This window comes from Citrobacter sp. CK188 (genome assembly GCF_030333525.1).
Lineage (GTDB): Bacteria > Pseudomonadota > Gammaproteobacteria > Enterobacterales > Enterobacteriaceae > Citrobacter_B > Citrobacter_B koseri.
In genome coordinates, this window is the sequence record NZ_JAOWFU010000029.1 from 676,800 (window position 1) to 690,136 (window position 13,337).

16 protein-coding genes are annotated in these 13,337 nt (G+C 54.9%); 9 read left to right on the forward strand and 7 right to left on the reverse strand.

The annotated features are described in order from the left end of the window. Positions 1-2 precede the first annotated feature (2 nt). A complete protein-coding gene (locus OGV67_RS08755) occupies positions 3-572 on the forward strand; it encodes a VOC family protein (RefSeq protein ID WP_115614244.1) in 570 nt (189 codons plus the stop codon). 33 nt (positions 573-605) lie between these two features. Beyond that, a complete protein-coding gene (gene cutC / locus OGV67_RS08760) occupies positions 606-1,352 on the forward strand; it encodes a copper homeostasis protein CutC (protein WP_012131985.1) in 747 nt (248 codons plus the stop codon). Positions 1,353-1,575: 223 nt separating this feature from the next. Here cutC and cmoB read toward each other — a convergent pair whose 3' ends face one another. From cmoB to OGV67_RS08785, 5 genes are read right to left on the reverse strand one after another with little or no spacing between them, the layout of a single operon-like run. After that, positions 1,576-2,544, reverse strand: a complete 969-nt coding sequence (gene cmoB, locus OGV67_RS08765) for a tRNA 5-methoxyuridine(34)/uridine 5-oxyacetic acid(34) synthase CmoB (protein ID WP_286465414.1) — start codon at positions 2,542-2,544, stop codon at positions 1,576-1,578. Beyond that, positions 2,541-3,284, reverse strand: a complete 744-nt coding sequence (gene cmoA, locus OGV67_RS08770; protein ID WP_049010371.1) for a carboxy-S-adenosyl-L-methionine synthase CmoA — start codon at positions 3,282-3,284, stop codon at positions 2,541-2,543. The genes cmoB and cmoA overlap by 4 nt, the downstream gene beginning before the upstream one ends. 40 nt (positions 3,285-3,324) lie before the next feature. Next, a complete protein-coding gene (locus OGV67_RS08775) occupies positions 3,325-3,720 on the reverse strand; it encodes an MAPEG family protein (RefSeq protein WP_012131989.1) in 396 nt (131 codons plus the stop codon). Between the two features lie 51 nt (positions 3,721-3,771). Further along, positions 3,772-4,590, reverse strand: coding sequence for a DUF72 domain-containing protein (locus tag OGV67_RS08780; RefSeq protein ID WP_071258720.1), 819 nt, complete (start codon positions 4,588-4,590; stop codon positions 3,772-3,774). Further along, positions 4,587-5,153 (reverse strand): hydrolase, encoded by a 567-nt coding sequence (locus tag OGV67_RS08785; protein ID WP_012131991.1) that lies wholly within the window; start codon positions 5,151-5,153, stop codon positions 4,587-4,589. Before OGV67_RS08785 ends, OGV67_RS08780 begins: the two co-directional genes overlap by 4 nt. A 265-nt stretch (positions 5,154-5,418) precedes the next feature. Here OGV67_RS08785 and aspS point away from each other — a divergent pair, with 265 nt between their 5' ends. The 6 genes from aspS (at position 5,419) to ruvB (ending at position 10,675) form a co-directional block, all read left to right on the forward strand. Further along, the gene (gene aspS, locus OGV67_RS08790) at positions 5,419-7,191 is read left to right on the forward strand and encodes an aspartate--tRNA ligase (protein WP_012131992.1); all 1,773 of its coding nucleotides are present in this window, start codon (positions 5,419-5,421) and stop codon (positions 7,189-7,191) included. Position 7,192: 1 nt separating this feature from the next. After that, complete coding sequence (nudB, locus tag OGV67_RS08795; RefSeq protein ID WP_012131993.1) at positions 7,193-7,636, forward strand: dihydroneopterin triphosphate diphosphatase; 444 nt, start codon at positions 7,193-7,195, stop codon at positions 7,634-7,636. Positions 7,637-7,664: 28 nt separating this feature from the next. Then, the gene (locus tag OGV67_RS08800) at positions 7,665-8,405 is read left to right on the forward strand and encodes a YebC/PmpR family DNA-binding transcriptional regulator (RefSeq protein WP_115609222.1); all 741 of its coding nucleotides are present in this window, start codon (positions 7,665-7,667) and stop codon (positions 8,403-8,405) included. Positions 8,406-8,442: 37 nt separating this feature from the next. After that, positions 8,443-8,964, forward strand: coding sequence for a crossover junction endodeoxyribonuclease RuvC (gene ruvC, locus OGV67_RS08805; RefSeq protein ID WP_012131995.1), 522 nt, complete (start codon positions 8,443-8,445; stop codon positions 8,962-8,964). A gap of 80 nt (positions 8,965-9,044) precedes the next feature. Continuing rightward, complete coding sequence (gene ruvA, locus OGV67_RS08810) at positions 9,045-9,656, forward strand: Holliday junction branch migration protein RuvA (protein WP_012131997.1); 612 nt, start codon at positions 9,045-9,047, stop codon at positions 9,654-9,656. Positions 9,657-9,664: 8 nt separating this feature from the next. Beyond that, positions 9,665-10,675 (forward strand): Holliday junction branch migration DNA helicase RuvB, encoded by a 1,011-nt coding sequence (gene ruvB, locus OGV67_RS08815; RefSeq protein ID WP_012131998.1) that lies wholly within the window; start codon positions 9,665-9,667, stop codon positions 10,673-10,675. A 93-nt stretch (positions 10,676-10,768) separates the two neighbouring features. Here ruvB and znuB read toward each other — a convergent pair whose 3' ends face one another. Together znuB and znuC are read right to left on the reverse strand one after the other, a co-directional pair. Continuing rightward, positions 10,769-11,554, reverse strand: a complete 786-nt coding sequence (znuB, locus tag OGV67_RS08820; RefSeq protein WP_012132001.1) for a zinc ABC transporter permease subunit ZnuB — start codon at positions 11,552-11,554, stop codon at positions 10,769-10,771. Next, positions 11,551-12,306, reverse strand: coding sequence for a zinc ABC transporter ATP-binding protein ZnuC (znuC, locus tag OGV67_RS08825; protein WP_012132002.1), 756 nt, complete (start codon positions 12,304-12,306; stop codon positions 11,551-11,553). Before znuC ends, znuB begins: the two co-directional genes overlap by 4 nt. A 78-nt stretch (positions 12,307-12,384) precedes the next feature. On the opposite strand from znuC, the gene znuA reads away from it, so the two are divergent. Continuing rightward, positions 12,385-13,329, forward strand: a complete 945-nt coding sequence (gene znuA / locus OGV67_RS08830) for a zinc ABC transporter substrate-binding protein ZnuA (RefSeq protein ID WP_147294110.1) — start codon at positions 12,385-12,387, stop codon at positions 13,327-13,329. Positions 13,330-13,337 lie beyond the last annotated feature (8 nt).

The window sequence follows — 13,337 nt, forward strand, 5'->3', positions numbered from 1 at the left end:
TTATGGCGAACTGGCAGACTATTGACGAACTGCATGATATTTCCGCAGATTTACCGCGATTCACTCTGGCGTTCAGAGAACTTTCCACTCGCCTCGGTCTGGATTTCGCACCGCTTGAAGCCGATCACATTTCTTTGCGCTGCCACCAGAATGCGACCGCTGAGCGCTGGCGTCGCGGATTTGAACAGTGCGGCGCGCTGCTGTCGGAAAATATCATCAACGGCAGGCCGATCTGCCTGTTCAAATTACATGAGCCTGTTTGCGTCGAACACTGGCGGTTTTCGATTGTTGAATTGCCGTGGCCGGGTGAAAAACGCTACCCGCATGAAGGCTGGGAACATATCGAAATTGTCCTCCCTGGCGAGCCGGAGAGCCTGAACGCGCGGGCACTGGCGCTGTTGTCCGACGAGGGGCTGAGCCAGCCGGGCATTGTCGTGAAAACCAGTTCGCCGAAAGGGGCGCGCGAGCGTCTGCCGAACCCGACGCTGGCCGTGACCGACGGCAAGATGACCATTAAATTTCATCCCTGGTCAATTGAGGCCATTGTGGCAAGCGAACAGTCAGCCGACTGACGTGACGCGCGAAAACGCTAAAAAGGAGTGAACATGGCGTTACTGGAGATCTGTTGTTACAGCATGGAATGTGCGCTCACCGCGCAGCAAAATGGCGCGGATCGCATTGAATTGTGCGCGGCGCCGAAAGAGGGGGGACTGACGCCGTCGTTGGGTGTGCTGCGCACGGTTCGCCAGCATGTTGCGATTGCGGTGCATCCCATTATTCGTCCTCGCGGCGGCGACTTCTGTTATACCGATGGTGAATTTGCCGCAATGCTTGAGGATGTGCGTACCGTCAGAGAACTGGGATTTCCCGGTCTGGTTACTGGCGTGCTGGATGTCGATGGCAATGTGGATCTCGCGCGAATGGAGAAAATAATGGCCGCCGCCGGGCCGCTGGCCGTCACCTTTCATCGCGCGTTTGATATGTGCGCTAATCCATTCAATGCACTGAAGAATCTCGCGGATTTGGGTGTCGCCAGAGTGCTCACTTCAGGGCAAAAATCAGATGCGGTGCACGGTTTGCCAATAATTATGGAACTTATTGCGCAGGGCGATGCTCCAATCATTATGGCCGGAGCAGGGGTACGTTCAGAGAATCTGCAACGTTTCCTTGATGCCGGGGTGCAGGAAGTGCACAGCTCCGCTGGAGCGTGGCAAGCCTCACCAATGCGTTATCGCAATCATGGATTGTCCATGTCAACTGACGCACAAGCGGACGAGTATTCGCGCTATGCGGTAGACGGGGCGGCGGTTGCTGAAATGAAAGGAGTCATTGTGCGCCATCAGGCCAATTGATTTTTACCGTTGCATCATGTCGCCCAATATGATGCTTGCTCGTACCAGGCCCCTGCCATTTCAACAGGGGCCTTTTTTTCTCCTTCATATTTCAAGCCGCAGCGGCGTTGGCTGCCTCGCTCGCCCCGGTCACGTAGTTATCTACGCTCCCGGGAACTTACTGCGTTGCCGCCTTGCTGCAACTTGAACTATTTTGGAGAAAATATGCTTTCTGGCAAAAAGACTACGGCTTGCGCGCAATTAGCACCGCGCGCAGCGGGGCAGGGTAACCTTCGACGGTTTTACTGTTGTCATTCGGATCGAGGAAATCAGCCAGCGACTCGGTGACCATCCACCCGGTGCGACGCTGCTCCTCGGTGGAGGTCACGCAGACATCGGCAATCCGCACATCGACAAAACCACATTTCTCCAGCCAGTTTTTCAGCGCCAGCGCGGAAGGGATAAAGTAGACGTTGCGCATCTGCGCATAGCGGTCGCCTGGCACCAGCACGGTGTTTTCATCGCCTTCCACCACCAGGGTTTCCAGCACCAGTTCGCCGTCTTTCACCAGTTGATCTTTCAACTGCCAGAGATGTTCCAGCGGAGAACGACGGTGGTAAAGCACGCCCATTGAAAAGACGGTATCAAACGCATTCAGCGCCGGAAGCTGCTCGATGCCCAGCGGCAACAGATGCGCGCGCTGGTCGTTGCCCAACAATTTTCGTACCGCTTCAAACTGACACAGGAACAACTGCGTCGGGTCGATTCCCACGGCAAGATGCGCGCCCGCGCCAATCATGCGCCACATGTGATATCCGCTGCCGCAGCCGACATCCAGAATGGTGCGGCCGGTCAGATCGGACAGGTGCGGCAAAACGCGATCCCATTTCCAGTCGGAACGCCATTCGGTATCAATATTGATGCCATACAGAGAGAACGGGCCTTTACGCCACGGCATCAGGTTTCGCAGCAGGGTGTCGATACGCTTAAGCTGGCCTTCGCTCAACGGCGTTTCGCTTTCGGCAGTGACGCTGTGCAATAAATCCAGACGGTACGGCGTTAATTCCGGCAGGAACTCCACCGCGTTCGACCATTGCTTAAACAGACCATGCTGATCGCGCTGCCAGGTCGCGATTTGCGCAGGCAGGGTTTCCAGCCAGTGAGAAAGCGGGCTTTTGGCAATCAGCTGATAAAAGCTACCGAACTCGATCATGCGGGCACCCCGGACTTCAGCGCCACCAGCGAACCAAAGTTGAAGCACTGGAACCACAGTTCGCTATGCTCGAAACCGGCCTGATGCAGACGCGCTTTGTGGGTTTCAACCGAGTCGGTCAGCATGACGTTTTCCAGCATACTGCGCTTCTGGCTGATCTCCAGTTCGCTGTAGCCGTTGGCGCGTTTAAAGTCATGGTGCATATTGAACAGCAATTCGCCAACCGTTGTGTCTTCAAAGCTGAACTTTTCCGACAGCACCAGCGCGCCGCCCGGATTCAGACCCTGATAAATCTTATCCAGCAAGGCCTGGCGCTCAAGCGGCTCAAGGAATTGCAGGGTAAAATTCAGCACCACCATTGAGGCGTTCTCGATGCTGATGTCGCGAATATCGCCTTCCACAATCTCAACCGGGGTCGGGGCTTTGTAAGCGTCGATATGACGGCGGCAGCGTTCAATCATCGCCGGGGAGTTGTCGACGGCGATGATTTTACAGTTAGCATGATGAATATTACGACGCACCGAGAGCGTCGCAGCGCCCAGTGAACAGCCTAAATCGTAGACCTGCGTATTGGGTTGTACGAAGCGTTCGGCCAGCATGCCAATCATGGAGATGATATTGGAGTAGCCGGGAACAGAGCGCTGGATCATATCCGGGAAGACTTCAGCTACCCGTTCATCAAAGGTCCAGTCGCCCAGACTGGCGATAGGCGCAGAAAAAAGCGTGTCGCGGTGAGACATAACGTAAAAATCCGGGAAAAATAAAGTGGCGTATTGTGCGCTAATGCAAGGAGAAAACCAACTCCCAGGGCATATACCAAAGATTCGCCAGCACCATCAGCAACAAGGCGCACCAGGTCGCACTCATCCCGGAACGCCGCCAGCGAAACAGACGGTGGTGGAAACCGTAATAATGCATCAGCCGACCAGCGATTAAAATAATCCCGCAGATATGCACCATCCATGTTTCGGCGCCGTTCATTTCCATAAACAGCAGCAGCGCGACAGCGATAGGAATATATTCCACCGCATTACCGTGAATGCGGATGGCGCTTTGCAGTTCGCTAAAACCGCCGTCACCGTAGGCAACGCGATACAGCATCCGTAGTCGGACAACATCAAAAGAGAACTTCATCAACAACAACGCACCTAATACGGTATATAGCGCGCTTACCATACAAACTCCCTTTAAAATGCCTGATGGCACTGTCTATGATAGGTGGCAATTTCAGAAAAGAGAAGATTGCTGTGGAATAGACGGTGCGGTTCCAATGCCGGGCAAGGCCGCGCGTAAATCTCCCCATAATGTATTCACTAACTCGGGAGCCTGCGCGATATCTGGCGTGTGTAGAAAAAGATACGGCGTAGAGGTCGTTTCCCACAGCGGGAGTTTCGCCAGCCAGTCGGCAAAAAATGTCTGATTTTGCACCATATTGTCGCTGCCGATGAACCTGATCAACGGATGCTTCGCGGTCACGATGGCATGGACCGGCACTTTAGGTTTTTTGCGTTGCGCTTCGCGAATGGCCTGGTTATGAGGATGAGCGGCGTGCACCGGGCGGCTGTCGAGGATCACCCGATTCACCCCGCGTTCAACCAGGCCGCGATTGAGCTGTTGTTCTTCCTCGCCTTTGGCGAAAAACACGGGATGGCGCACTTCGACGCCATAGGTGAATGCCTTTGGCAACGCGTCAAGAAAGCGCCAGAGCGCAGGGAGGTCGCGCGGTGAAAACGTCGCGGGAAGTTGCAGCCAGTACTGACCAATTCTTGCCTCCAGCGGCGACATGCGGGTAAAAAATTCCTGCACAAGATCGTCGCAGTTACGCAGCGCGGCCTGATGCGAAATCGTTGCGGGGAACTTAAAGCAGAAGCGAAAATCGTCCGTTGTTTGCGCATGCCAGCGTTCGACAATTTCTGCTTTCGGCAGCGCATACAGGGTGGTGTTGCCCTCCACACAGTTAAAGTGGCGGGCATACTCTTCAAGACTGGTGATACCCAGACGCACCCATTTAGGATGCGACCATTGTGGTAATCCGATGTAGATCATAACGCGTTAAGGATCTCCTCCACGCTGCGCACTCTGGCGATACGCGGGAAAATATGTGTCATGCTGCTTTGATGCTGTTCCGTGCTGGCGGCGCTACAGGCATCTTCGGCGATCACCAGACCAAAACCCAGCTCCCAGGCGTTACGCGCGGTGGATTCTACGCCGATATTGGTGGAGATGCCGCACAGCACGATGGTGTCGACTCCCCGGCGGCGTAATTGTAACTCAAGATCGGTGCCATAGAACGCGCCCCATTGACGCTTGGTGACTTCCAGGTCACTGTCACCTTTACCGAGCGCCGCCGGATAACGCCACCAGTTTTCCGGCAGCGCGTTGGCTGGCGCCCGGGCATCGACGGGTTGCTTTAACGCGTCGGCATAATCGTCGGACCAGCCGACGCGAACCATCACCACCGGCGAGCCGTTTGCCCGAAATTTTGCGGCCAGTTTCGCTGCGCGGGCGACAACATCGCTTGCCGCATGGGGGCCGCCAGCGAAAGGTAAGATCCCTTCCTGTAAATCAATAACGACCAGGGCAGTGGTTGCGGCGTTCAGTTCCAGCATGATGACTCCTGTAAAATAGATGATTCCGCTACACCTTAAGCGCGTTCCCGAAGGAAAGTGACGACAAATATTGTTAATTTTTGTGAGAATACGCAATAACCGCGTAGCAAACACGCGTACAGTCAGTATCGGACTTATCGTGCGGCAGAATTTCCAGTATAATAGCCGCCTTTTTTCATTCAGTTGTGACATTCAGCTAAAGCTGCGACAACGTCGCCTGTAAAGCAGGCAACAATCCGCCAGCGGCTAAGTTAAGGGATATCTCATGCGTACAGAATATTGCGGACAGCTACGTCTGTCCCACGTGGGGCAGCAGGTGACTCTGTGTGGTTGGGTCAACCGTCGTCGTGATCTTGGTAGCCTGATCTTTATCGATATGCGCGACCGCGAAGGTATCGTACAGGTCTTCTTTGATCCGGATCGTGCGGATGCGTTAAAGCTGGCTTCTGAACTGCGTAATGAGTTCTGCATCCAGGTGACCGGCACCGTGCGTGCGCGTGACGAGAAAAACGTCAACGCCGACATGGCGACGGGCGAAATCGAAGTACTGGCGTCCGATTTGACGATCATCAACCGTGCAGATTCTCTGCCGCTTGACTCTAATCACGTCAATACCGAAGAAGCGCGTCTGAAATACCGTTATCTGGATCTGCGTCGCCCGGAAATGGCTCAACGCCTGAAAACCCGTGCCAAAATCACCAGCCTGGTGCGTCGTTTTATGGACGACCACGGCTTCCTCGACATCGAAACCCCGATGTTGACCAAAGCGACGCCGGAAGGCGCGCGTGACTACCTGGTGCCTTCACGCGTCCATAAAGGTAAATTCTACGCGCTGCCGCAGTCTCCGCAGTTGTTCAAACAGCTGCTGATGATGTCCGGTTTTGACCGCTACTATCAGATCGTAAAATGCTTCCGTGATGAAGATTTACGTGCTGACCGTCAGCCTGAATTTACCCAGATCGACGTCGAGACCTCCTTCATGACCGCGCCGCAGGTGCGTGAAGTGATGGAAGCGCTGGTACGCCATCTGTGGCAGGAAGTGAAAGGTGTGGATCTGGGCGACTTCCCGATCATGACCTTCGCCGAAGCCGAACGCCGTTACGGTTCCGATAAACCGGACCTGCGTAACCCGATGGAGCTGGTGGACGTTGCCGACCTGCTGAAATCAGTAGAGTTCGCCGTCTTTGCCGGCCCGGCTAACGATCCGAAAGGTCGCGTAGCGGCCCTGCGCGTGCCGGGTGGCGCAAGCTTAAGCCGTAAGCAGATCGACGACTACGGCAATTTCATTAAGATCTACGGCGCGAAAGGGCTGGCTTATATTAAAGTCACCGAACGCGCGAAAGGTCTGGAAGGCATCAACAGCCCGGTAGCGAAATTCCTTAACGCGGAAATCGTGGAAGCGATTCTGGATCGTACCGCTGCGCAAGACGGCGATATGATTTTCTTCGGCGCCGACAACAAAAAAGTGGTTGCCGATGCGCTGGGCGCGCTGCGTCTGAAAGTGGGTAAAGATCTGAACCTGACCGACGAAGCCAAATGGGCGCCGCTGTGGGTTATCGACTTCCCGATGTTTGAAGATGACGGCGAAGGCGGCCTGACGGCGATGCACCATCCGTTCACCTCACCGAAAGACCTGACCGCCGCCGAGCTGAAAGCCGCACCGGAAAACGCGGTTGCTAACGCCTACGATATGGTGATCAACGGTTATGAAGTCGGTGGTGGTTCCGTGCGTATCCACAGTGGCGACATGCAGCAGACCGTGTTTGGTATTCTGGGCATTAATGAACAGGAACAGCGTGAGAAATTCGGCTTCCTGCTGGATGCGCTGAAATACGGTACGCCGCCGCATGCGGGTCTGGCGTTTGGTCTGGACCGTCTGACTATGCTGCTGACCGGCACCGACAATATCCGTGACGTTATCGCCTTCCCGAAAACGACTGCCGCTGCCTGTCTGATGACTGAAGCGCCAAGTTTCGCGAACCCGGCAGCGCTGGCTGAGCTGGGTATTGATGTCGTTAAGAAGGCCGAGAATAACTGATATGGCATACAAACAGCCTGTCTCGGTGTTAGTCGTGATTTATGCAAAGGACACCGGGAGAGTGCTGATGTTACAGCGACGCGACGATCCTGATTTCTGGCAGTCGGTTACCGGCAGTCTGGAAGAGGGCGAAACCGCGTCGCAAGCCGCTATGCGCGAAGTAAAGGAAGAGGTCACAATAGATGTTGCAGCAGAGCAACTGACCTTAATTGACTGTCAGCGCACGGTGGAATTTGAGATTTTTTCACATTTACGTCATCGCTACGCGCCGGGAATTGAGCGTAATACTGAATCCTGGTTTTGCCTGGCACTTCCCTCTGAACGAGAGATCGTGTTCACCGAACATCTGACCTATCGTTGGGTTAATGCGGACGAAGCCGCGCAGTTAACCAAGTCGTGGAGTAACCGGCAGGCGATTGAAGAGTTTGTAATTAACGTCGCCTGAGAAGGCGCGCTTTTTGGAGATATTATTTATGGCAGGTCATAGTAAATGGGCCAACACCAGACACCGTAAAGCAGCGCAGGATGCTAAACGCGGTAAAATTTTCACCAAAATCATTCGTGAGTTGGTGACGGCGGCCAAACTGGGCGGCGGCGACCCGGACGCTAACCCGCGTCTGCGTGCGGCAGTCGATAAAGCGCTGTCGAACAACATGACCCGCGATACGCTGAATCGTGCGATTGCGCGCGGCGTCGGCGGCGATGATGATGCGAACATGGAAACCATCATCTATGAAGGTTACGGTCCTGGCGGCACGGCTGTGATGGTTGAGTGCCTGTCTGACAACCGTAACCGTACCGTTGCGGAAGTGCGTCACGCTTTCAGCAAATGCGGCGGCAACCTGGGTACTGACGGTTCCGTGGCTTACCTGTTCAGCAAAAAAGGGGTGATCTCCTTCGAACAGGGCGACGAAGACACCATCATGGAAGCCGCGCTGGAAGCCGGTGCGGAAGACGTTGTGACCTTTGATGACGGTGCGATTGACGTCTACACCGCATGGGAAGAGATGGGCAAAGTGCGCGACGCGCTGGAAGCTGCGGGTCTGAAAGCGGACAATGCTGAAGTGTCCATGATCCCGTCCACCAAAGCGGATATGGATGTGGAAACCGCGCCGAAACTGATGCGTCTGATCGATATGCTGGAAGACTGCGACGACGTGCAGGAAGTTTACCATAACGGTGAGATCTCTGATGAGGTTGCGGCTACGTTATAATGACGTGGTTTAATTCCGTTCTAATCGGAGGCGCGTGATGTCTATTATTCTCGGTATCGACCCGGGTTCACGCGTCACGGGTTATGGCGTGATTCGTCAGGTGGGCAGGCAACTGACTTACCTGGGCAGCGGGTGTATCCGCACGAAAGTGGATGATTTACCGTCTCGTCTGAAGCTGATTTATGCGGGCGTGACGGAAATCATCACCCAGTTCCAGCCGGACTATTTCGCGATTGAACAGGTGTTTATGGCGAAGAACGCGGACTCCGCGCTTAAGCTGGGTCAGGCGCGCGGCGTGGCGATTGTCGCGGCGGTAAACCAGGATCTTCCGGTGTTTGAGTATGCCGCCCGTCAGGTGAAGCAAACCGTTGTCGGGATCGGCAGCGCGGAGAAAAGCCAGGTACAGCACATGGTGCGCACGTTGTTGAAACTCCCGGCAAATCCCCAGGCGGATGCGGCGGATGCGCTGGCTATCGCCATCACCCACTGCCACGTTAGCCAGAACGCGATGCAAATGAGTGACTCGCGGCTCAATCTGGCGCGTGGGCGGCTACGATAATGACAAATGAGGCTGGATATCTATCCAGCCTTTTTTTATGATACCACTTTACTTTTTCGGCCCCAACGCAGGAGCGCAATGTGATAGGCAGACTCAGAGGCATTATTCTGGAAAAACAACCCCCGCTGGTATTACTTGAGGTGGGCGGCGTAGGCTATGAAGTCCATATGCCGATGACCTGTTTTTATGAGCTCCCGGAATCTGGAAAAGAAGCGACCGTATTCACCCATTTTGTGGTGCGTGAAGATGCGCAATTGCTGTACGGGTTTAACAACAAACAGGAGCGAACCCTGTTTAAAGAACTGATCAAAACGAACGGCGTCGGGCCGAAACTCGCGCTGGCGATCCTCTCCGGGATGTCGGCTCAGCAGTTTGTGAATGCCGTTGAGCGCGAGGAACCCGCCGCGTTGGTGAAACTGCCGGGTATTGGTAAGAAAACCGCAGAACGCCTGATCGTTGAAATGAAAGATCGCTTCAAGGGCCTGCACGGTGACCTCTTTACGCCGGCCGCCGACCTGGTGCTGACCTCTCCGGCAAGTCCGGCAACGGATGATGCGGAGCAAGAAGCGGTTGCTGCGCTGGTGGCGCTGGGCTATAAACCACAGGAAGCCAGCCGCATGGTGAGCAAAATTGCCCGCCCTGACGCCAGCAGTGAAACATTGATTCGCGAAGCACTCCGCGCCGCGTTATGAGGTAAAGGATGATAGAAGCAGATCGCCTGATTTCAGCAGGTGGAACCCAGGTGGAAGAGGTTGCCGATCGCGCCATTCGCCCGAAGTTGCTGGAAGAGTACATTGGTCAGCCTCAGGTGCGTTCGCAAATGGAGATCTTTATCCAGGCGGCGAAGCTGCGCGGCGACGCGCTCGATCACCTGCTGATCTTTGGCCCGCCGGGACTGGGGAAAACGACGCTGGCTAACATTGTCGCCAATGAAATGGGCGTGAACCTGCGCACCACGTCTGGCCCGGTGCTGGAAAAGGCGGGCGATCTGGCGGCGATGCTGACCAACCTTGAACCTCATGATGTGCTGTTTATCGATGAGATCCACCGTTTATCACCGGTGGTGGAAGAGGTGTTGTATCCGGCGATGGAAGATTATCAGCTGGACATTATGATTGGCGAAGGGCCTGCTGCGCGTTCGATAAAAATCGATCTGCCGCCTTTTACGCTGATTGGCGCCACCACGCGAGCCGGGTCATTGACGTCGCCGCTGCGTGACCGTTTCGGTATTGTTCAGCGTCTGGAGTTTTATCAGGTGCCTGACCTGCAACACATCGTCGGGCGCAGCGCGCGGTTTATGGGGCTGGAAATGAGCGATGAAGGTGCGCTGGAGGTTGCCCGGCGCGCTCGCGGTACGCCACGTATCGCCAACCGCCTGTTGCGTCGCGTACGTGATTTTGCCGAAGTGAAACATAACGGCGCCATCTCTGCGGATATCGCCGCTCAGGCGCTGGATATGCTGAATGTCGATGCGGAAGGGTTTGACTATATGGACCGCAAGCTGCTGCTGGCCGTAATTGATAAATTCTTTGGCGGCCCCGTCGGTCTCGATAACCTGGCCGCAGCCATTGGCGAAGAGCGTGAAACGATTGAGGACGTACTGGAACCGTATTTGATTCAGCAGGGCTTTTTGCAACGAACCCCGCGCGGGCGAATGGCGACAGTGCGGGCGTGGAATCATTTTGGAATAACGCCGCCGGAAATGCCTTAACTTATGTGCGTTAGGCCGGATGGCGGCTGCGCCTTATCCGGCCTGCCTGTGAACGTAGGCCCGGTAAGCGGAGCGCCACCGGGAAACACACGCTTAGCTCGCCTGCTTTTTCATCATGCTGAAGATAAACAGCAGCGCGGCACACAGCACCACTGACGGGCCTGCCGGCGTGTCGTAAAACGCAGAAAACGTCAGACCTCCTGTAACCGCTATCATACCCATTCCTACTGCGACACCCGCCATCTGCTCCGGGGTGCGGGCAAAGCGACGCGCCGTGGCGGCAGGAATAATCAGCAATGAGGTGATGATCAACGCGCCAACGAACTTCATCGCCACGCCGATAGTCAATGCGGTGACCAGCATCAGCAGGAGCTTAACGCGCTGTAACTTCACGCCATCGACAAAAGCCAGATCCGGGCTAATGGTCATCGACAGCAGATTACGCCACTGCCAGAAGAGGATCGCCAGCACGATAACCACGCCGATGGCGATGAAAATCAGGTCTTCCGGCGTCACGGCCAGCAGGTCGCCAAACAGATAAGCCATCAAGTCCACGCGAATGTTGGACATCAGGCTGACGACCACAAGACCTAACGACAGGGCACTGTGCGCCATAATGCCGAGAAGCGTGTCGATAGCGAGGTGAGGGCGTTTCTCCAGCCACACCAGACCGGCTGCCAGCATCAGCGTAACGGCAATCACCGCATAGAACGGGTTGATGTCCAGCAGCAACCCAAAAGCGACCCCCAGCAGCGAGGCGTGCGCCAGCGTATCGCCAAAATAGGACATTCGACGCCAGACCACGAACGAGCCCAGCGGGCCAGCGGCGCAGGCCAGCATGATCCCGGCTAACCAGCCAGGCAATAACAGTTCAATCATGAGTGTCCATTTCCCCGGCGCAGTACGATACGACCTTGTAAATCGTGGCGATGATTATGATGATGACGGTAAATCCCCAACTGTTCTGCGCCGCGCGGCCCGAACATAGAGATGAATTCAGGATGCATGGAAACGATTTCAGGGGTGCCGGAGCAACAGATGTGGTGATTCAGACACAGCACCTCATCCGTTTTCGCCATCACCAGGTGCAGGTCGTGCGAGACCATCAGCACCGCGCAATCCAGCTCGCGCCGCAGCTGGTCAATGAGATCGTACAGGGCGACCTGACCATTGACATCCACGCCCTGAGTCGGCTCATCCAGCACCAGCAGCTGTGGTTGATTCAGCAGCGCGCGGGCTAACAAAACGCGCTGGGTTTCACCGCCGGACAGCTTTTGCATGGGGGCGTCAATGAGGTGCCCGGCCTGAACGCGTTTCAGGGCAGGAAGAATGTCGGTTTTTTGCGTACCGGGGCGTAAGCGTAAAAAGCGGCTTACCGTCAGCGGCAGCGTGGTGTCGAGATACAGTTTTTGTGGGACGTAGCCAATACGCAACTGACCGTTGCGCTTGATCAGCCCTTCATCAGGCGCTACCAGCCCTAATACTACGCGTACCAGCGTAGACTTCCCGGCGCCGTTTGGGCCGAGCAGCGTCAAAATTTTTCCTGGTCTGAGTTCAAGCGACACGTCAGAAAGGACGCGGCGTTGACCGAAAGAGACCGAAACATTTTCCAGTGAAACCAAAGTCGTCATGTCAATTTTAGGCTTGCAGAAGTCATAGAATGTTATAATATCACATTTCTCACATTCATTACGATGATTAGTCGCATTATGTTACATAAAAATACGCTTCTTTTCGCAGCATTATCCGCTGCGCTATGGGGTGGTGCAACACAGGCCGCAAATGCCGCCGTTGTCGCCTCTCTCAAGCCCTTAGGTTTCATCGCTTCCGCCATTGCCGATGGCGTTACGGACACCCAGGTTTTATTGCCGGATGGGGCGTCTGAGCATGATTATTCACTGCGTCCGTCTGACGTAAAACGCTTACAGGGCGCGGACTTAGTTGTCTGGATCGGCCCTGAGATGGAAGCGTTCATGGAAAAGTCAGTAAAGAACATTCCTGACGGAAAACAGGTAACGATTGCGCAGCTCGCCGACGTGAAACCGTTACTCATGAAAGGCGCTGATGACGACGATGACGATCACGAGCACGGGCATGCGCACGGTGAAAAAGGTGACGCACATCACCATCATGGTGATTACAACATGCATCTTTGGCTTTCCCCAGAGATAGCGCGGGCTTCAGCGGTTGCAATCCATGAAAAATTAGTGGAACTTATGCCGCAAAGTCGAGCCAAACTTGACGCCAACCTGAAGGATTTTGAGGCACAATTAGCCGCAACCGATAAGCAGGTAGGTAACGAGCTCGCACCGCTCAAGGGGAAAGGGTACTTCGTTTTTCATGACGCCTACGGCTACTACGAAAAACATTATGGGCTAACTCCGCTTGGTCACTTTACCGTGAACCCTGAGATTCAACCTGGTGCGCAGCGTTTACATGAAATAAGAACACAGTTGGTTGAGCAAAAAGCAACCTGCGTTTTTGCTGAGCCACAGTTCAGGCCAGCGGTCGTTGAAGCCGTTGCGAGAGGGACATCCGTTCGAATGGGAACGTTGGATCCCCTCGGAACGAACATTAAACTGGGTAAAACAAGCTATTCAGCGTTTCTGAATCAATTAGCCAACCAGTATGCGAGCTGCCTGAAAGGAGATTAATGAGGAAG